This window comes from Citrobacter sp. RHBSTW-00570, assembly GCF_013739755.1.
In the GTDB taxonomy this organism is placed as follows: Bacteria; Pseudomonadota; Gammaproteobacteria; order Enterobacterales; family Enterobacteriaceae; genus Citrobacter; species Citrobacter braakii.
In genome coordinates this window covers 3,716,813-3,735,058 of record NZ_CP056399.1, presented here as the reverse complement: position 1 = coordinate 3,735,058, position 18,246 = coordinate 3,716,813, and the positions used below count along the sequence as shown (strand labels likewise).

The window sequence follows — 18,246 nt, the reverse complement described above, 5'->3', positions numbered from 1 at the left end:
CAACGCGAATGATTTGGGGCTCCGTTCAGAGCGACATCCGGTAAAGGCTTACTCTTTAGGTTTGAAGCGCAGCAGTCGATTAGCGTTGCTCACCACGGTAATGGAGGAGAGCGCCATCGCCGCTCCGGCAACGACCGGGTTGAGCAGTGTTCCGGTGAACGGCCACAAAATCCCGGCGGCAACGGGGATACCGATGCTGTTATAGATAAACGCGCCGAGCAGGTTCTGCTTCATATTGCGCAGCGTTGCCCGGGAGATAGACAGCGCATCTGCAACGCCCATCAGGCTATGGCGCATCAGCGTAATCGCGGCGGTTTCAATCGCCACATCGCTGCCGCCACCCATGGCAATCCCTACGTCAGCCTGAGCCAGTGCAGGCGCATCGTTGATACCATCACCGACCATGGCAACCTGACGCCCCTGGCTCTGCAGACGTTTAATCGCCTCGGCTTTACCGTCCGGCAGAACGCCAGCAATCACCTCATCAATACCCGCCTCTTTGGCAATGGCGTTGGCGGTCGTTGGGTTGTCGCCGGTGAGCATCACCAGACGATACCCGGCGCGGTGCAGACGCTGGAGTGCTGCCACGCTGTCGCTACGCAGAGGATCACGTACCGCTAACAGCGCTGCCGCTTTACCGTCAATCGCTAACAGTACTGGGGTTGAGCCTTGGGAAGCCTGAGCGGTGATTTCAGCCTCCATTTCAGTGGTATCTACCTGCTGTTCATTGAGCAGCGCCTGGTTTCCCAGCAGCAGCGAATGACCTTCCGTTTCGCCACTGACGCCTAAACCGCGCAGCGTACGGAAACCGTTGACCTGCGGCAGCGTGACATCACCTGCTTTGTCCAGAATCGCCCTGGCTAACGGGTGGCTGGAACCCTGTTCAAGGGCCGCTGCCAGACGAATTGCCAGCGCTTCGTCGGTATTGCCAAACGTTTTGATGGCGACAACCTGTGGTTTGCCTTCAGTTAGCGTCCCGGTTTTATCAAACACGATGGTATCGAGCGTGCTGGCGCGCTGCAGCGCATCGGCATCACGTACCAGCACCCCAAATTCAGCGGCACGCCCGACGCCGGAAATAATCGACATCGGCGTTGCCAGACCCAGCGCACAAGGGCAGGCAATAATCAGGACGGTGGTGGCGATTACCAGCGTATAGACAATCTGCGGCGCCGGTCCAAAGAAATACCAGATAGCCGCACTGACCAGCGCAATGGCGACCACGACCGGAACGAACACCGACGAGATGCGGTCGGCCAGTTTGCCAATCTCCGGTTTGCTGCTTTGCGCCTGGCGCACCATACGAATAATGCGCGACAGCGTGGTGTGACTGCCAACAGCGCTGGCGCGGAACAGCACGCTACCGTCCTGTACGACCGTACCGGCGTGGACGCTATCGCCTGCACCTTTTTGCTGTGGAATCGGCTCACCGGTCAGCATGGCCTCATCCAGCCAGGCTTCACCCTGAGTGATTTCGCCATCAACCGGAACGCGGTCACCGGTGGTCAGGCGCAGCAACATTCCAGCCTGCACCTCTGCCAGCGGCACGTTCTTTTCACCTTCGTCAGTGACGACCCGCGCGGTCGGCGGTGTCAGATCGAGCAGTTTTTCCAGTGCTTTAGACGAGCGTTGGCGAGCCCGCGCTTCCAGCATGTGTCCGAGGTTAATCAGACCGATAATCATGGCACTGGCTTCATAATAGAGGTGTCGCGCTTCCATCGGGAACCATTGCGGCCAGAGGTTGACGCTCATGGAATAGAGCCATGCCACCCCCGTACCCAGCGCCACCAGCGTATCCATGGTCGCGGTGCCGTTCATCAGGCTTTTCCACGCATTGCGGTAAAAGTGACCGCCCGCGAAAACCATCACGGCAAGCGTTGCCAGACCAATCATCAGCCACAGGCTGCGGTTGTCGTCGCTCACCATCATGTTGTCGCCAATCATGCCCCATACCATCACCGGGATACCCAGGAGCAGCGCGACGGCTGCCTGCCAGCGAAAACGTTTCATGGTTGCCACGGCGGTTTCTTGCTGACGCTCGCGACGCTTAGCATCATCTTCAATCGCTTCTGCGCCGTAGCCCGCTTTTTCAACCGCCTGTACTAAATCTGCGGCGGAGGCACTGCCCATTACCAGCGCAGTGCGTTCCGCCAGGTTTACCCGTGCCTGCGTGACGCCCGGTACACTTTGCAATGCATTTTGTACGCGGGTCACACAACTGGCGCAGCTCATGCCGTTTAACAGCAACTGCTGGCTGTCATCATCAGCCGTAGCTGCCGGAAGCTCGGAAGGGACCGCTGCCAGTGCTTCCGACGGGATTGATGACTCCGTCAGCGGTTTAGCCTTTGGGTGGCTTAACTCCGCGCCGTAACCGGCTTGTTTAATGGTTTCAATCAGCGCTTCTGCGCTGGCGCTCCCGGTAACATGCGCTTCTGTCACGGTGACATCCGCTTGCTCAACGTCCGGACGTTGTTCCAGACTTTCTTTAACGCGTTTTACGCAGTGACCACAGGACAGGCCGTCCAGGGTTAGATCGATTGTTTGAGACATAACCAACTCCTTTTTTGCAGGATTAACTGACTGTGATAAAGGTTAAACCTTCCAGCAAGGGGAAGGTCAAGGGCGTTTTTAGAAAAGGTGAAAAAAGGGTGTAAAGGGAGAAAAACGGGAACGCCACGCCAGGGGTTCCCGGTCTGTTATTGATTGAGGACGATAATCGGCGTTCGATGCTCCGGTTCATTTATGACCGTGAGATCGGCACCGTACAGCGCGTTCAGCGACCGTTGCTTCAGGACATCCTGCGGATATCCGTTATCAACTATCCTGCCGCGCTCCATCAATACCACGCGGTCGGCATAGCGCGCCGCGAGGTTGAGATCGTGCAGGACGCAGCAGACGTTAAACTGCCGTTCACGCACCAGACGACGTAGCAGACGAAAAAGGTGCTGCTGGTGGTGAATATCCAGCGCGGAGGTGGGTTCATCAAGAAACAGCCATTTCGGCCCAGGCTCGGGCTCCCAAAGCTGAACCAGCAGGCGCGCCAGCTGTACCCGTTGTTGTTCTCCTCCCGAGAGATGCCGGTAATCGCGTGCGGCCAGCGTCTGGCAATCACACAATGCCATGATGTACTCCGTTTCATCGCCCGTGTTGCGCGTACGATACGGATGTCTGCCCATGCGAATGACCTCCTGAACGCTAAACGGGAAGGCCATATGACTATTCTGACGCATCACGGCACGGGTTTTTGCCAGCTCGGTGATTGACCACTTGTCCAGCGGCTTGCCAAACATGCTACAACGCCCACTGTGGGGCTGCAGATATCCCGTAAGCTGGCGTAGCAGCGTCGATTTCCCGGCTCCGTTCGGGCCAAGAATCGCGATGATCTCTCCATCAGGTAGCTTCAGGGAAACGTCGTCGGTCAGTCGTCTTCCCTGAATGTGGTAGACCAGATTTTCAGCGACGATCATGACACTCTCCGGCTACGCAGTATTAACCACAGGAAATACGGTCCACCGATCAGGCTGGTTAACAGGCCAACGGGCATTTCGGCTGGCTGAACAAGTGTGCGGGCCAACGTGTCGGCAATCAGAAGTAAACAGGCACCGGCCAGCGTAGAGCAGGGAATCAACCAGCGATGATCGGCACCGGTCGTCATTCTGATCAGATGTGGGATCACCAGGCCAATAAAACCAATTACGCCGCTGACGGAAACCGCAGCGCCAACCAGGAGCGAACTGAGCAACAGTAACTGCTGACGCTTACGTTTGACGTTTACGCCGAGGTAATGCGCCTCTTCATCACCCAACTGCAGTAAATTAAGCGTTCCCGCCATGCAGATGGTTACAACAATGGCTGGAAGAACAAACGTGCTGGCAACCAACAGCGTTGGCCACTGGGCCTGGCCGAGATTTCCCATCATCCACAATGTAAGTTGACGTAGCTGCTGCTCGTCGCCCACATAGCTCAGTACGCCAATAGCCGAACCGCACAGGGCATTGATAGCGATACCGGCTAACAGCAGTTGCATCATTCCACCGTGGTTATGACGCTGGCTTATCAGGAAAATAATCGTGCAGACCACCATGCTGCCTGCGACGGCAAAAATCATCTGCTCATACAGCACCAGCACTACGGGGAACGAAAATGGGATAACTATCGCGATGCCGACCATCAGCGCGGAGCCGCTGCTGACGCCAAGCAGGCCAGGATCGGCCATCGGATTGCGAAAAAGTCCCTGCATGATGACCCCTGCCGTCGCCAGCGCAGCACCGACCAGAACGGCCAGCAGCACGCGAGGCAAGCGGATGTTTAACCAGATATCACGATATTCGTCGTTGAACAGGGCGCTGAAGCTAATGTTCAGCGCCCCCTGGCTGGCACCGAAGAGCATCAGAGCAACCAGCAAAAGAGAAAGACCCGTCAGGATGCTGACGGAAGAAAGCGAGTCCTTAAGCACGTAACGCTCCATAACGTCTTTGCGGCGCGGAGTTCCCGCGCCGTGAGGGGTTTACGCGGGTTTCAGTCCCGGCTCAACCAAACTGTAAATCTGGTTATTAAGTGCTGGCGCAGTGGCCAGTTCGTGAATATGCTTCGCAACATCTGCACGCATTACAAAGCCGTGACACTCCTGAGCCTGTATTCGTTGCGCCTGGCCGGTGGCTGCACCGTTCAGCAAACCGCCGGGGCGGAGAATGGCGTAGTCCAGTCGACTGGTTTGTAGCCAGCTTTCAGCCAACGATTTTTCCCGTACAGCCTGACCAAATGCGGCCTTTGCGCGTGAAGAAAGAAAAGGCCAACTGTCACCACAACCGAGTGAGGTCACCAGAATCATGTGCTTGATCTCCGCTTTTTCTGCTTCATCAATGACGGTTCTGTGCGCCAGATAGTCCTGTGCGCCGCCCATGGAGGAGATCACCGTGGCATGTTGACCCGCTGCGCGACAGGCACAGGCGGTGACCTGACTATCGCAGGCGTCGCCGATGAAGACCTGCACACCTTTTTCCTGCAACCCAGCAGCGACCTGTGCGTTGCGAACGACAGCAATCACCGGACGTTGTTCCGCCAGTGCGAGTTCAAGCGTTTTCGCACCGACGCCGCTACCACCCGCACCAAAAATGAGCCATGGAGCCATCAGGCATGTTCCTTTAAAGATGAAGACAACGCGTGAAAGGCGCTGACCTGTTCGGCCAGTAGCTGTCGATGTTCATCCCGACCGAGGAAAATTTTGAACATCGCGCTACCCGCCTGGTTAAAGAAGAGAATGGACGCGGTGTCCATTCCCATAAATTTGCGTTCAATCAGGGCAATATGCGTACAGTTTTCTGCCTTGATATGACCGGTCATGCCTTTTTTGCCGCGCAGGTTGAAGTAGCCATGACGGTGGAATCCGGAAGGTAATTCACCGGTGAATTCCAGAATGACATCAGCAGTATGGACCAGGGTGGTGACTTTGCCCCATTCGCTGACGGTTTCCCAGACGGTATCAAATTGATCGCCGGAAACCAGCGTCGGGGAGGGGAGGTTTTTCACCACCTCCAGCAGCGTGGTGTTGTACTGGGCAGCGATAGCTTCCAGCGTACCGTCCGGTTCAGTTTTCAAAAAATCCTGTAAAGAGACATGGCTCATAATTCACTCCTGGTATGGTTGTTCTACCGCAATGCGCGGCGCGTTAAGTGCCTGAATAAGTTCATCAAGAGACTGCAAAATATTGCTCGCCCAAAAACGCCCTTCATTGGTCAGGCGCACACAGGTGCTGGCATCTCGCGTCAGTCCTGCGTGATGCCATTGGGTCAGTAGCGGGGTCAGTTTTTGTGCATGAGGCGTCAGTTCATCCAGCGGGACGCGGGCCGTTTCAATGCCCGCCTGGAGAGTGTGTCGCCACTGGAAACTACGCTCGGCGGTACGCATCATCATCATTAGCGGTTTTTTCCCGGCGGCGATAGATTCATGCCATGTCGTCAGATTGCGCTCGACCATCCAGGAATAGCCATTGACTGATCCCCCGGCGCCTGAGCCGAATGCCAGACAGTCCGCTCCCTGTTTAATCAGCAGGTTGTACAGATTGCGTTCACGCGTGGTACGCGCCCAGTGGCTGTTGCTGATGCAGCGCCAGCCCGCGCTGTCCATGAAATCGCAACCCTGAAGATAGAGATCGCGACGTTCGGCGGGAGAGGGAACGGTTGTGTGCCCGGTTTCAACTGCTTTGCCAAGCGGTGTATTGGGGATCAGGTTCAGCGCATAAAGATCTACGCCGTCGAGGCCGATGTCACGGGCAATCGCCAGATCGTCGCCCCACAGTTTTGCATCTTGTCCTGGCAGACCAAACAACAGATCGCATACCACGGCGGCACGATCCCGTTTTACCAGCCCCTGCATAAAGGCAATTGCGGTCGGGCCGTCTGAGGTGCGCGCCATTTTCTTGCGGATCCGGCTGTTAAAAGATTGAATACCGATCGAAAACCGATTGGCGCCAGCGTCAAGGCAGGCATCAATTCGCGCATCGTCAAAATTGAGCACTCGTCCCTCAATGGTAATTTCGCAGTCCGGCGCCAGCGGTAACTTTTCACGCAGCGCGGTGATGATTCTGCCCAGATCCCGTGCTGACAGCGCTGAAGGCGTACCGCCGCCAAAATAGACGGCGTGAATTGGGGCTGACTGATGTAACGCGCTATCGGCTTCCATCTCTATTTCGCGCAACAGCGCGTTGGTGTAGCGGGTGCAGTGATCTTCTTCGAACCGGTTTTGATAAAAACCGCAGAAAGTACAATGCGTTGCACAAAAAGGGATATGCAAGTACACCAGCCGTTTACGTGGCGGGGTAGGCTGGCTGATAACATCCTGCCAGGTTTGTGACAATAGCTCTTTGGCAATCGGGATCGCCCCGCGCCATGGCATTGTGGCGCGGCGATCCTTAAAGGGCTGACTTCCCTCAAGCGCAAAATGCGCGGTGAGATCCAGCGAGTGTTCAGTCTTCATTCTTTTTTATAAATCCAGTTAGTGAGGCCAGAATTGCTGGTGCAGGGCTTCAACCGCATCGGCGACGCGAGGCCCCATACCCAGAATCAGCGCCTGGTCTACCGCCACAATGCGCTGATTTTTCCAGGCCGCAGTGTGGGTAATACCGGCAATCGCGCTCAGACGAGCCAGATCGCCATCCACCATTTGCGACGTCACCACGATCACCTCCGGGTTGGCGGCGATCAGCGACTCCGCGCTGTAACTTTTATACTGCGCGTGGGTGGCGACATTTTGTGCACCTGCAAGGGTCATAATGGCATCGGCAACGCTGCCCTTGCCGGCGACCTGCGGCGCGCTGCCGCCAGCGGAGAGAATGAACATGGCTTTGACCGGCGCATTTTTCGCCGCCACGCTGTGCTGAACACGATCCAGACGTTGATGCAGGCGATTGACCAGCGCTTCACCTTGTTCAGGAATGCGCAGCGTTTGAGCCAGCTCCCGAATGTTGGCGTACATCTGCTCGACGGTGGCCGGTACGCGCGGCAATGTAACGACGTTAACTTTCTGCGCCCGGAGCTGATCCAAAACGATTTGAGGGCCTGCATCCTGCCAGGTGATAAAGCTGTCTGGGTGCAGCGATAAAATGCCCTCGCTGCTTAACTGCTTCCAGTAGCCGATATGCGGGAGTGCGGCAGTTTCAGGTGGGTACGAGGTGGTTTCATCGACGCCAACCACCCGGTTGCCGACGCCCATGGCGTAAATCAGTTCGCTAAGCGAACCGCCCGCTACCACCAGGCGGTCAGCGGACTGGGCGCTGAAAACACAGGCGAGGCTCAGTAAGCCAATCATGAGTTTTTTCATCGTCAGAAATTCCACGCAAAGCCAACAGCGGCATTGAAACCAGCGTCTGGGATAGATTCATGCGCGGTTCTGTAACGCTTGTCGGTCAGGTTGTTGAGCGCGAGGTTGACCTGATACTGGTCCTGCGGACCAAACTCGGTGTTGAATGCGAGGTTAAGCGTGGCCCAGCCTGGGTAGTTTATTTCCGTGGTGCCGGTATTATCTTTGGCGCGGGACGCCGCGCGAATAAAGACATCGGACGTCACGTTAGCGACATTCATCAACCAGGTATGTTTCAGGCCAACGCGCCCGGTCAGCGTGGGTTCGCCGGTATCCCAGGTTTTTATGGTGTTGCCTTCGTATTGACGGCGAATGAGATTACCGCTCAGGTAGGGGGAAACCGCCCAGCCGTTGTATTCTGCAGTTAATTCCATGCCCCAGGTTTTGGCACGATCGATGTTGTCGTAGTAGTAATAGCCGCCGCGGGAAGAGGTGGTGTTGCCGTTGCAAACGGGTTGGCCTGAACAGGCCAGACTGGCGATATAGTCTTTGGCTTCGGAGTAATAAATAGCACCGTCAATCAGCCATATATTCCCTTTATACCGCGCGCCCAACTCATAGTTATTCGAGTGTTCAGCCTTCAGGTTTGGGTTGCCGTAGGTAACGCTGCCGCCGGCGGATGTCTGCATGAACAACTGAGTAAGCGTGGGGAAGACATAGCCCTGGGCGTATGCAGCCCGGAGTTCAAGATCTTCAAAGCCGGAATAGCGCAGGCTGGTCGAGGTCACCAGTTCATCATCGTGAACGGAATTTCCCCCGGTGGATTGCCAGGTGGTGCCGCTGCTTTGCATGGTTTGCGTATCGTTGCGATTGAGTTTCGAAGACAGCCAGTACTGGCGTGCGCCCACGGTCCACGTCCAGTCATCGGCAAAGCGCCAGTCGTTTTGCGCGAACAGTGAGGTGTTGCTTTGTTCCGCTTCGTTATATGACAGGGTACGGGTTTGCGTATCGAAGAAGCCGGTAGCCGCGGTCTGGCGCGTACTGCCGTCCGTGTCCTGTTTTATTTTGTCATGCTGATACTGAGTGCCAATCACCAGCGTGTTGTTAGCCGGAAGGGAGATATTGCCCTGCAGCGTTACACCCTGGGTATATTGTTTGTCGTTGGTATTGGTTTGATTGCTTACCGTCAGCGCTTTAATCATCGGGCTGGGGATAATCTGGGTCGTTTTGACCCGGTTTTCAAATTTGCGCTCTATTGTCTGGGTGTATGCGTCAAAATGGATGTTCTTCAGGTAATCCCCGTCGGCCGCGTAGTCGTAGAAAAGACCGATTTTCTCGCGTTCCAGCTTAGGAATTTTGACGCTAAAGTCGTCGAACTGACCTTCGGGATCGTCAAACCAGGTTTGAGTGGATAGCTTATAACGGTCGAGTGAGAGTCCAATTTTGTGGCGATCGAGGTTGTAGCCAAGCCACACTCCCTGGCCGTTATTACGAAAGTTGGTGTCGGGCAATCTTCCGTCAGGTGTATCGCGATCCCCCTGGTCGGAATAGCTGCCATTGATACGGTAGTCAAAGTTACCGATGCTTCCCCAGGCTGCCGCTGACTCTTCCCATCCTGCCGTTGCGGAGTTATAAACAGCCTTAACGCTACCACCCAAAGGCTTATCGCCGCCTTTTTTGGTTATAAAGTTCACGACGCCGCCAATTGCCTGCGAACCGTAGAGGACAGAATAAGGGCCTTTGACCACTTCAATGCGTTCCAGCGCGGATTCGTCAATCAGTAAACCGGCTCCGTAGTTTTGTCCGGCACGTTGGTAGCTGACGACCTGGCCGTCTATCAAAATCAGCACCCGCGAAGAAGCTTCGCCACGGATACGAATTTGTTTCCGACCTGCGAGAGCGTTATCGGTAACTTCGACGCCGGGGATATCTTGTAAATCATCAGCAAGAGAAACGCTGGTGGAGTTTTGTAGCGTCTGGCGATCGATAACCTGAATGGTTGCCGGGCTATCCCAGAGACTACTTTCTGTGCGGTTAGCCGTAACGATCACCGTATCTTCGTCGGACGTTGAACCGTGTGTTGGAGAGGTCGCTGCAAAAGTAGCGCCGGACATGCATAATGTCAGGGCTGAAAGAATAAATGGCCTTTGGTTAATCCGTGGCAACATAAGAGAACCTTTATTGAATGTAAATGATCATCATTATCATTCGCATTTGTATATAAAATTGTTTCCCTTTGTTCAAGATGAAAGGTGCAGAACCGATACATCTTTTGATTTGAGTCAATTTTGCGTGGTCAATAAATGCTGAAATGTGATCTGAATCGGATATAACAATGTGAATTAAAAGGATTTGTGTATCGCTGTGATGGTGGAAGATGCGCGGGGTTCTTGGGTAAAGGATTACGGCAATGTGGGCTATAATGTGGCTCAGTACCAACAAGATCAGCGGGGGAAATGTGAATATTAGCGATGTTGCGAAAAAAACCGGTTTAACCAGCAAAGCGATACGCTTTTACGAAGAAAAGGGGTTAGTGACGCCGCCGCTGCGTAGCGAAAATGGCTATCGCACATACAACCAACAGCATCTGAATGAGCTTACGCTGTTACGACAGGCACGACAGGTTGGTTTTAACCTGGAAGAGTGCGGCGAGTTGGTGAACCTGTTTAACGATCCGGCGCGTCACAGCGCAGATGTGAAAAAGCGTACGTTAGAAAAGGTGGCGGACATTGAGCGCCATATCAGCGAGCTGCAGGCTATGCGCTTGCATTTGTTGGCGCTGGCGGAGAGTTGCCCTGGCGATGACAGCGCCGAATGCCCGATTATTGATAATCTCTCCGGCTGCTGCCACCATAAAGCGAAGGCTTAACGGAGTGGCGGATTAAGCATAAACACCACCGTGCCGCGGTACCACGGTGATTTCTCAAGCTGTGCTTCAGCCTGCGGGTCCCGGCTACCGTTTTGTACCAGCCCCAGCTTAAATGGAATGCGCAGACGACTGAGGGCGGGCAGATACGCCTGATAATTCGGTACCGTGTGACGTCCCTGATAGCTCTGGACCACCAGTTCATCGACCGCCAGCGCGTTCAGCGTGGCGACGTCGCCCGTTTTTGCCCAATCCAGTAGTCCGGTTACGCCAAGTGCAAACTCGGTCGGTAGCCGTTGGCGTAACTGCTGCAGAAAGTAGGCGTAATCGGCAAGCTGATGGGTCGCCGCGTCAAAATCAACCTGCAGGCCGATGACGTGATTCCCGGCCGCCTGCCAGCGTTGCATCAAGCGTATGATGCGCGCCGGAATCTCCTCCGGTACGTCGAGCGTGGTAAAGCGCACGGTCAACCAGATAGAGGGGAAAGTCAGGCGATTAACCGGCAGTCCTAGACGCTGGAACACCACGTTACCTGAACGAACCAGGACTTCGCCCTGATGCAGATAGACTGTTTGTGCGTTTTTCAGCTCGTCACTGGCCTTCACTCCGGACCATAGCCAGAAGGCCGGATGTTCACGGGCGGCGACGATCTCCGCCGCCTGTGCCTGGCCGAGCAGTAGCGCAGTTACCAGTAGTATTTGAGTTTTTGCGCCCACGGACTTCCCGGATACTGCGTTTTCAGTTGGGTGAACCAGCCTTTACGCTGTAGTTTATCCACTTCCTCACCGCCGCACTCGTTAGAGCCTGACGGCGCATAGCACATGATGGCGCGATACAGCGCAAAGCTCTTATCTTCAACCTCTGCTTTTGGCGATGTGATCACCTGCTGGTAGTAGCTTTGCCTGTCGAACTGGCCGAACGGTTTCTTGCGCGAGATTGCTGATTCAAGCACATCGTTGCCGGAACTGTTTTTCCATAAATCAACGTGGGTTTGCGTAGTGCGGAAAAATTCGCCTAAGCAGTTCAGGGCGTGGGCATCATGCGCTTTTTTGCTCAGAACCGTTACCGTTTCATTGAGGCTGCGACAGGTATAACCGCTCTCGGCAGAGTCCCCGTTCCAGTCGAAAATACTCAGATTAACGTCATCAAACGCTTCGCCAATGACCGGCGGCGTAATGGCGCTGGCCAGTTTTCTGTCATTCAGCCAGTCGTCAAAGCGATGCTCAGTAAGATCCCGCACCAGCAGCGTATGCAGGGCGATGGTACGCTCTTCGTTATTAGGACCGTGGACGGCTTGCTGGCGCAGTAGTTCAGGCGTTGCCTGGGTTTTCAGCACCTGCGAGCGAAAGCGCAGGTTGGTTACTGCGCTTTCTGGGGCGAAAATTGCCGCCACGTCGCCGCTATAAACCAGCGTCGCGGCTAGCTTAGCCTGCACATACTGCTGCTGTTCGTTGTCCTGGCTGAGCTTCAGCAATGTCTGCCAGAAATCACGTGCCGTGGTCCATTTCTGCTGGCCCATCAGCGCTTCGCCGTACAGCACCTGTTCGCTGAAGGCCAGCGTATCGTGGGCCGGAAGTTTCTGCGCCGGGGTAACTGCCGAAATAATCGCCGCGTAGTTGCCCGTTGCCAGCCACAGATTCAGCTGCAGATCGCGCCATAGCGGCAGTTTTTGGCTCTGCTCAAACACCGGTTTGCTGGCGTCAAGCTGGGCCTGCGTCAGCGTTGGTTTGTTGTTGTTATTCAGGCGCAACGCGCGCAGCAGTTCGATATAGCTGACAAGCGGCGCATCCGGGAAAGCCTCCACCACGGACTGTTCGTAGAACGTCATGCCGTAGACATTATCGTATTCGATGACGATCTCACGCAGTTGCTGTGCGTCAGCCGATTGCTGAAGCGTCTGCTCATACAACCCCGCCAATTGCGGCCACGCCTGTAAATACCAGTTGATACGACGCAGCATACCGTGTGAGGAAGCGGCGTACAGGCCTTGCGGGTAGTGTTGCAGATAGGCTTGCGCCAGCGTCTGAGCCTGAGAAGCGTCCTCGCGGTTAATTTTTGTGATATCAAAATCGCCGTACTCGCCCACGCTGTTCTGGCTGCTTTTGTTCAACGCCGCACGTATCAGCATGTATTGCGCGGTCTCAGCCAGCCACGGACGATCGCTTTTGGCTAGCTGAGCGAAATCCTGTTCGGCGCTGGCATAATCACCGGCATAAAAACTGGCGGCCGCTGCCAGATAGCTTTTGTAGGACTGAGCTGGAGAATCTGCCGGGAGAGTGGCAAGCGATGACTCAATCTGCTCGCGGGTTGCCCCGGATAACAGTCCTGTACGCGCCTGGGCCAGGGCCTGACGCTGATTTGCCGTTAACGCTGAGTCGGCCAGCAGTGCGGCAAAAAACGCGCTGACGCTCGCGGTATTGTTCGAAACATGACGGTTCTCAAGCTCAGCGTCGTTGACGTTTATTTCGTCTGCGCTAATGTTCAGTTCGGCTATCTGTCGGGACAGGGGGCTGTCTTCGGCAGATACCTGCGCTGCGGCTGGCTGCGGGGCAATGTCATCCCACTGCGGATGATACGCAAAATAGAAATCGCGGGAGCGGGTGATGTCCGCCGGCATCGACTGCACCGGCAGAGCAAATGATTTCTCCTGGCTCAGCAGCCGCAGCAGGTTATCACGGCTGTCGTTTTCCGGATTGAAGGTGGGCGAGCCTTTCAGCAGGCAGCTGTCGTCGCTCCATTTGCAGTCTTCCATATCGAAAGAGGCGAATACCTGCGGGGCGGCGACCAATAATGAGCAAAGGGCAAAGGTAAGGGGTGTCTTCCTGACCATAGTCTTATTTCCTGTCTTTTTAGTGTGATACCGCTGTAATAATCAGGGTAATTCCCTCAACGGCAATAACTTCAACCTGCGTTCCGGCGCTCAAATCGTCGCGGGCGCTGACGGGCCATGAGCTGTCGCCGACGCGCATATGTCCGCGGCCATTGACCAGGGCAGTTTCCAGAATAAATCGACGGCCAACCAACTGCTGCCCGCGCTGGTTAAGATGGCTGTCGGCGGGTTTCTGATCTTGTACGCGCCTTGCCAGCCACTTCCACCACAGCCAGGCCGCCAGCAGGGTGAGTACGGCGAACATCGCCCCCTGCCACGCCCAGTCAAGCGGGATAAGCCACACTACCAGGCCGGTAATCACCGCCGCCACGCCGCTCCACAGCAGATAGCCGTTACCGCCCAGCATCTCGGCGGCGAGTAGCAGACCGCCGAGGCTGAGCCAGAAGATGTGCGGGTGCACCAGAATCATCGCTATCATGATTTTTTCCGTTCGCTGGCGCTGTCTTTCACCAGTTCGGCGATCCCGGCAATAGACCCCATCAGGCTGCTGGCATCCAGCGGCATCATCACCACTTTGCTGTTATTCGACGAACCGATGTGCTGCAGCGCTTCGGTGTATTTCTGCGCCACGAAGTAGTTCACGGCCTGAATATCCCCGGCTGCAATGGCCTCCGAAACCATCTGCGTCGCGCGAGCCTCGGCTTCTGCGGAACGTTCACGCGCTTCAGCCTGTAAAAATGCCGACTGGCGTTCACCTTCCGCTTTGAGGATTTTCGACTGCTTCTCACCTTCGGCCTTGACGATTTCTGCCTGACGGATCCCTTCCGCTTCAAGAATATAGGCGCGCTTGGTACGTTCGGCTTTCATCTGCGCGTTCATGGCGTCGATAAGTTCCGCCGGCGGACGCACATCGCGGATTTCAATACGGGTGATTTTGATGCCCCAGGGATTCGTGGCCTCGTCAACGATATGCAGCAGGCGCGTGTTAATGTTGTCGCGCTGGGAGAGCATTTCATCGAGTTCCATCGAGCCGAGAACGGTACGAATGTTGGTCATGGTCAGGTTGATGATCGCCAGTTCCAGGTTGCTGACCTCATAAGCCGCTTTTGGCGCGTCGATCACCTGAATAAAGCAGACGGCATCGATCGCGACGTTGGCGTTGTCTTTGGAGATGACTTCCTGAGAGGGGATATCAAGCACCTGTTCCATCATGTTGATCTTACGACCGATGCGGTCCATGAACGGTACAACAAGGTTTAAACCCGGTTGCAGGGTTTTGGTGTAACGGCCAAAACGCTCGACCGTCCACTGATATCCCTGCGGGACGATTTTGACGCCAGCACCGACGATGACCAGCGCGACAAAAATGAGAATAGGAATAAAAATGAGCATTGATGAAACCTCCTGTTGTGTTGTCCTTTACTGCCTCATTAGTCAAATTATACCCGATTTATCAGGGTGGGCTCCCCTATAATAAATTACAGGGATAGACTGTCTGCACGAAAGAGGTAAAAAAGGGATTGGTAATGGAAGAAAGCAGCATTCTGCTTCAGTTAAAAAATGTCGCATGGCAGGCAGGGGCGACGCAGGTTCTCAATAACATCTGTTTTAATCTCCGGGCCGGAGAATTTAAGCTGATTACCGGCCAGTCTGGTTGCGGTAAAAGTACGTTACTCAAGATTGTGGCGTCATTAATTAGCCCGAATGCCGGTGAGATTCTCTTTGAGGGCAAGGAGATAAACACTCTTAAGCCTGAAACATATCGCCAGCAGGTCTCTTATTGTGCGCAAACGCCCGCGTTGTTTGGTGACACCGTTTACGACAACCTCATTTTCCCCTGGCAAATCCGCGATAAACGTCCGGATCCGGATGTGTTTCTTGCCGATCTGGCCCGTTTTGAGCTACCCGAAACGATCCTCAAAAAAAACATCAATGAGCTGTCTGGCGGCGAAAAGCAACGCGTCTCGTTAATTCGTAATTTACAGTTTCTGCCAAAAATCCTGCTGCTTGATGAAATTACCAGCGCGCTGGATGAAGCCAATAAACGGAATGTGAACGAATTAATTCACCACTATGTTCGCGATAAGAATATTGCTGTGCTGTGGGTGACGCACGACAAAGATGAAATTAATCATGCGGATAATGTCATAACCCTTCAACCGCACGCCGGGGAAATGCAGGAAGTAAGCAATGAACGAGCATAATATTACCAATGAATCACTGGCGTTAGCGATGATGCTGGTGGTGGTCGCGATACTGATCAGCAACAAAGAAAAACTGGCGCTGGAAAAAGATATTCTCTGGAGCGTTTGCCGGGCGGTGGTTCAGCTTATTATCGTTGGTTATGTGCTGAAATATATTTTCGGCGTTAACCACAGCATTCTGACCTTATTGATGGTGCTGTTTATCTGTTTCAACGCGGCCTATAACGCGCAAAAGCGCAGTAAATATATTGATAAAGCTTTTCTCTCGTCATTTATCGCCATCACGGCGGGGGCGGGGTTAACGCTGGCGGTGCTGGTTCTGTCAGGCTCTATCGAGTTTACCCCAATGCAGGTGATCCCAATTTCCGGCATGATTGCAGGCAATGCGATGGTTGCGGTAGGGCTGTGTTACAACAATCTGGGGCAGCGGTTTAACAGCGAACAGCAGCAAATTCAGGAAAAACTCAGCCTCGGTGCGACGCCGAAAGTGGCCTCCGCGCCGCTGATTCGCGACAGTATTCGCGCTTCGCTGATCCCGACGATCGATTCAGCGAAGACCGTGGGACTGGTGAGTTTACCGGGGATGATGTCCGGGTTGATCTTTGCAGGTATTGATCCGGTAAAAGCGATTAAGTATCAGATTATGGTGACGTTTATGCTGCTTTCGACCGCCAGTCTGTCAACCATTATCGCCTGCTACCTGACCTATCGGAAGTTCTATAATTCACGTCACCAACTGGTGGTGACGCATTTGAAAAAAACCTAATGGAGTACCGGATGGCGCGGGCCTACGGGGAGATTGTAGGCCCGATTAGCACAAGCGCCATCAGGCAAATGCAGCGGATCAGTACAACAGCGCGTACAGCTGGCGGCGGTATTTCGAGGCCAGCGCATCGCCGGTGCCCAGTGCGGCAAGGATCTCCTGGAAGGTTTTACGCGCCTGACCGTCGGCTGCAGTGAGATCTTTCTTCAGGTGACTGAACAGCAATTCCAGCGATTCCTCGTTACGTCCAACCTGGTGTAACTGAATGGCCAGTTGAGTTGCCAGCGCCGCATCCTGTGGATTGCTGGCGACCTGCTGCTGCAACTGTTGGATTTCAGGTGTATCAGCCGCCTGCTTCAGCAGTTCGATCTGTGCCACCAGGCCCTGATAACGGGTGTCCTGATCCTGCAACGGGATAGTTTTCAGTACCGCTTCAGCTTCGTCTGAACGGTTCAGGGCGATTTGCGTTTCCGCCAGCAGCAGGCCAATTTCGCTGCTCTGATTGGAGATCTGCCAGGCTTCTTTCAGCAGCGGCAGCGCATCAGCGTGATTGCCGGCTTCGATGAACTCGATCGCCTGGCGCGCTTTCAGCTCTTCTTCGCTCGGTAACACTTTCTCCAGCAGCGCGCGAATAACCTCTTCCGGCTGCGGGCCCTGGAATCCATCTACCGGCTGACCGTTCTGGAACAGATAAACCGTGGGGATCGCGCGCAGACCAAACTGGGAGGCGATCATCTGCTCGGCGTCGCAGTCTAACTTGGCGAGAATAAACTGACCGTTGTACTGAGCAACAAGGCTCTCCAGTACCGGCGTTAATTGCAGACAATGCTGGCTGCGCTCAGACCAAAAATAGAACAGGACCGGCGTGGTCATCGACTGTTCAAGGGTCTGCTGGAGGTTCGATTCGTTAATGTTAACAATATTCTGTGTGGACATGGAGTTACTCTCTTTTGTCGATTTCTTGTTACATGGGGGCTGACGCGCGTGCTTCAACTCAACCGTGTAAAATTTTGTCCATTATGCGGCCTGGCAACAGGCGCTTCAGTAGCATAACTGCCCAGGTCACCAGCGTAACCGGATAACGCAGCTTTGGTTTGTCGCTCTCAAACGCATGACGCACTTTGGCGACAACCGCTTGTGGCCCCAGCGTAAAACGCGCGGCAATTCCGGGGTTTTCGACGGGAGCATCGCTCTGGGTCTGGTTGACGTTTTCGGTAAAGCGGGTGCGAATAGGGCCTGGCTCAATCAGGCTGACCTTAATCCCGCTGTGGCGCAGCTCCATACGCAGCGCGTCGGACCAGGCTTCCAGCGCATATTTGCTGGCGGCATAGGCCCCGCGTCCCGGCGTTGAGATCAATCCCATTACCGACGAGGTCATCACAATTCGTCCTTCGCCGTGGGGTAGCATAGCGGGTAACAGGCGCATGGTAAGCTGATGTGCGCCAAAGAAGTTGGCGGAAAACTGCTGTTCCATCTGCTCGCGGCTGATGGTGGGCAGTGGGCCATAGACGCCGTATCCGGCGTTGTTAAAGATCCCATACAAACGATTATCGGTCAGGGCGATCACCTCATCAGCCGCGCGATCTACGCTCTCGGGTGAATCCAGATCCAGCAATATGCCGGTGAATCCCATGCTGTTCATACGCGCCACATCGTCAGGTTTGCGACAGCCTGCCAGAATTTGAAAACCCTGGCGCTTTAGCTCAAGCGCGCTTTCCAGACCGATTCCGCTGGAACATCCTGTTATTAAGACCGATTTTTGCATAACTTTACCTGTCAGGATCTC

The 18,246-nt window shown here is 54.7% G+C and carries 17 protein-coding genes; 3 read left to right on the top strand and 14 right to left on the bottom strand.

Annotated features, from left to right (window positions below; genetic code table 11):
* Positions 1-48: 48 nt before the first annotated feature.
* From copA to HV237_RS17780, 8 genes are all read right to left on the bottom strand, one after another.
* On the bottom strand, positions 49-2,550 hold the full coding sequence (gene copA, locus HV237_RS17815) for a copper-exporting P-type ATPase CopA (protein WP_016155883.1): 2,502 nt from the start codon (positions 2,548-2,550) through the stop codon (positions 49-51).
* 146 nt (positions 2,551-2,696) lie between these two features.
* Positions 2,697-3,467: a heme ABC transporter ATP-binding protein gene (locus HV237_RS17810; protein ID WP_047358022.1), complete on the bottom strand. Its 771-nt coding sequence runs from the start codon at positions 3,465-3,467 to the stop codon at positions 2,697-2,699.
* A complete protein-coding gene (locus tag HV237_RS17805) occupies positions 3,464-4,456 on the bottom strand; it encodes an iron ABC transporter permease (RefSeq protein WP_016152096.1) in 993 nt (330 codons plus the stop codon). The genes HV237_RS17810 and HV237_RS17805 overlap by 4 nt, the downstream gene beginning before the upstream one ends.
* Before the next feature lie 51 nt (positions 4,457-4,507).
* Positions 4,508-5,131, bottom strand: coding sequence for an anaerobilin reductase (chuY, locus tag HV237_RS17800; RefSeq protein ID WP_046276074.1), 624 nt, complete (start codon positions 5,129-5,131; stop codon positions 4,508-4,510).
* Positions 5,131-5,625 carry a heme utilization cystosolic carrier protein HutX gene (hutX, locus tag HV237_RS17795; RefSeq protein WP_016155886.1) on the bottom strand — a complete coding sequence of 165 codons (495 nt, stop codon included), beginning with the start codon at positions 5,623-5,625 and terminating at the stop codon, positions 5,131-5,133. Before hutX ends, chuY begins: the two co-directional genes overlap by 1 nt.
* A gap of 3 nt (positions 5,626-5,628) precedes the next feature.
* The gene (gene hutW, locus HV237_RS17790; RefSeq protein ID WP_047358023.1) at positions 5,629-6,975 is read right to left on the bottom strand and encodes a heme anaerobic degradation radical SAM methyltransferase ChuW/HutW; all 1,347 of its coding nucleotides are present in this window, start codon (positions 6,973-6,975) and stop codon (positions 5,629-5,631) included.
* 18 nt (positions 6,976-6,993) lie between these two features.
* Positions 6,994-7,818: an ABC transporter substrate-binding protein gene (locus HV237_RS17785; RefSeq protein ID WP_016152100.1), complete on the bottom strand. Its 825-nt coding sequence runs from the start codon at positions 7,816-7,818 to the stop codon at positions 6,994-6,996.
* Positions 7,819-7,820: 2 nt separating this feature from the next.
* Positions 7,821-9,965 (bottom strand): TonB-dependent receptor, encoded by a 2,145-nt coding sequence (locus tag HV237_RS17780; protein ID WP_047358024.1) that lies wholly within the window; start codon positions 9,963-9,965, stop codon positions 7,821-7,823.
* Positions 9,966-10,255: 290 nt separating this feature from the next.
* Between HV237_RS17780 and cueR the strand changes: the two genes are divergently transcribed.
* A complete protein-coding gene (gene cueR, locus HV237_RS17775; RefSeq protein WP_029139441.1) occupies positions 10,256-10,666 on the top strand; it encodes a Cu(I)-responsive transcriptional regulator in 411 nt (136 codons plus the stop codon).
* Here cueR and HV237_RS17770 read toward each other — a convergent pair.
* The 4 genes from HV237_RS17770 to HV237_RS17755 are packed head-to-tail and all read right to left on the bottom strand — an operon-like array spanning position 10,663 to position 14,885.
* Positions 10,663-11,379: a DUF3142 domain-containing protein gene (locus HV237_RS17770; RefSeq protein ID WP_047358025.1), complete on the bottom strand. Its 717-nt coding sequence runs from the start codon at positions 11,377-11,379 to the stop codon at positions 10,663-10,665. The genes cueR and HV237_RS17770 overlap by 4 nt on opposite strands.
* Positions 11,349-13,493 carry a hypothetical protein gene (locus HV237_RS17765; protein ID WP_047358026.1) on the bottom strand — a complete coding sequence of 715 codons (2,145 nt, stop codon included), beginning with the start codon at positions 13,491-13,493 and terminating at the stop codon, positions 11,349-11,351. The genes HV237_RS17770 and HV237_RS17765 overlap by 31 nt, the downstream gene beginning before the upstream one ends.
* A 19-nt stretch (positions 13,494-13,512) precedes the next feature.
* On the bottom strand, positions 13,513-13,971 hold the full coding sequence (locus HV237_RS17760; protein WP_016152105.1) for an NfeD family protein: 459 nt from the start codon (positions 13,969-13,971) through the stop codon (positions 13,513-13,515).
* Positions 13,968-14,885: an SPFH domain-containing protein gene (locus HV237_RS17755; RefSeq protein ID WP_016152106.1), complete on the bottom strand. Its 918-nt coding sequence runs from the start codon at positions 14,883-14,885 to the stop codon at positions 13,968-13,970. The genes HV237_RS17760 and HV237_RS17755 overlap by 4 nt, the downstream gene beginning before the upstream one ends.
* A gap of 134 nt (positions 14,886-15,019) precedes the next feature.
* Here HV237_RS17755 and fetA point away from each other — a divergent pair, with 134 nt between their 5' ends.
* Positions 15,020-15,697, top strand: coding sequence for an iron ABC transporter ATP-binding protein FetA (gene fetA / locus HV237_RS17750; protein ID WP_047358027.1), 678 nt, complete (start codon positions 15,020-15,022; stop codon positions 15,695-15,697).
* Positions 15,684-16,463, top strand: coding sequence for an iron export ABC transporter permease subunit FetB (gene fetB / locus HV237_RS17745; protein WP_047358028.1), 780 nt, complete (start codon positions 15,684-15,686; stop codon positions 16,461-16,463). Before fetA ends, fetB begins: the two co-directional genes overlap by 14 nt.
* Positions 16,464-16,541: 78 nt before the next feature.
* Here the strand turns inward: fetB and HV237_RS17740 are convergent, their stop codons facing one another.
* On the bottom strand, positions 16,542-17,396 hold the full coding sequence (locus HV237_RS17740) for a co-chaperone YbbN (RefSeq protein ID WP_016152110.1): 855 nt from the start codon (positions 17,394-17,396) through the stop codon (positions 16,542-16,544).
* Positions 17,397-17,454: 58 nt separating this feature from the next.
* Positions 17,455-18,225: an SDR family oxidoreductase gene (locus HV237_RS17735; protein ID WP_019076196.1), complete on the bottom strand. Its 771-nt coding sequence runs from the start codon at positions 18,223-18,225 to the stop codon at positions 17,455-17,457.
* Positions 18,226-18,246 lie beyond the last annotated feature (21 nt).

What these genes read in the sequence shown, in the direction of transcription:
- copA (WP_016155883.1), bottom strand. Translation starts at nt 2,550, where the DNA reads ATGTCTCAAACAATCGATCTAACCCTGGACGGCCTGTCCTGTGGTCAC.
- HV237_RS17740 (WP_016152110.1), bottom strand. Translation starts at nt 17,396, where the DNA reads ATGTCCACACAGAATATTGTTAACATTAACGAATCGAACCTCCAGCAG.
- fetB (WP_047358028.1), top strand. Translation starts at nt 15,684, where the DNA reads ATGAACGAGCATAATATTACCAATGAATCACTGGCGTTAGCGATGATG.
- hutW (WP_047358023.1), bottom strand. Translation starts at nt 6,975, where the DNA reads ATGAAGACTGAACACTCGCTGGATCTCACCGCGCATTTTGCGCTTGAG.
- HV237_RS17810 (WP_047358022.1), bottom strand. Translation starts at nt 3,467, where the DNA reads ATGATCGTCGCTGAAAATCTGGTCTACCACATTCAGGGAAGACGACTG.
- chuY (WP_046276074.1), bottom strand. Translation starts at nt 5,131, where the DNA reads ATGGCTCCATGGCTCATTTTTGGTGCGGGTGGTAGCGGCGTCGGTGCG.
- HV237_RS17765 (WP_047358026.1), bottom strand. Translation starts at nt 13,493, where the DNA reads ATGGTCAGGAAGACACCCCTTACCTTTGCCCTTTGCTCATTATTGGTC.
- hutX (WP_016155886.1), bottom strand. Translation starts at nt 5,625, where the DNA reads ATGAGCCATGTCTCTTTACAGGATTTTTTGAAAACTGAACCGGACGGT.
- HV237_RS17785 (WP_016152100.1), bottom strand. Translation starts at nt 7,818, where the DNA reads ATGAAAAAACTCATGATTGGCTTACTGAGCCTCGCCTGTGTTTTCAGC.
- HV237_RS17780 (WP_047358024.1), bottom strand. Translation starts at nt 9,965, where the DNA reads ATGTTGCCACGGATTAACCAAAGGCCATTTATTCTTTCAGCCCTGACA.
- fetA (WP_047358027.1), top strand. Translation starts at nt 15,020, where the DNA reads ATGGAAGAAAGCAGCATTCTGCTTCAGTTAAAAAATGTCGCATGGCAG.
- HV237_RS17755 (WP_016152106.1), bottom strand. Translation starts at nt 14,885, where the DNA reads ATGCTCATTTTTATTCCTATTCTCATTTTTGTCGCGCTGGTCATCGTC.
- HV237_RS17760 (WP_016152105.1), bottom strand. Translation starts at nt 13,971, where the DNA reads ATGATAGCGATGATTCTGGTGCACCCGCACATCTTCTGGCTCAGCCTC.
- HV237_RS17735 (WP_019076196.1), bottom strand. Translation starts at nt 18,225, where the DNA reads ATGCAAAAATCGGTCTTAATAACAGGATGTTCCAGCGGAATCGGTCTG.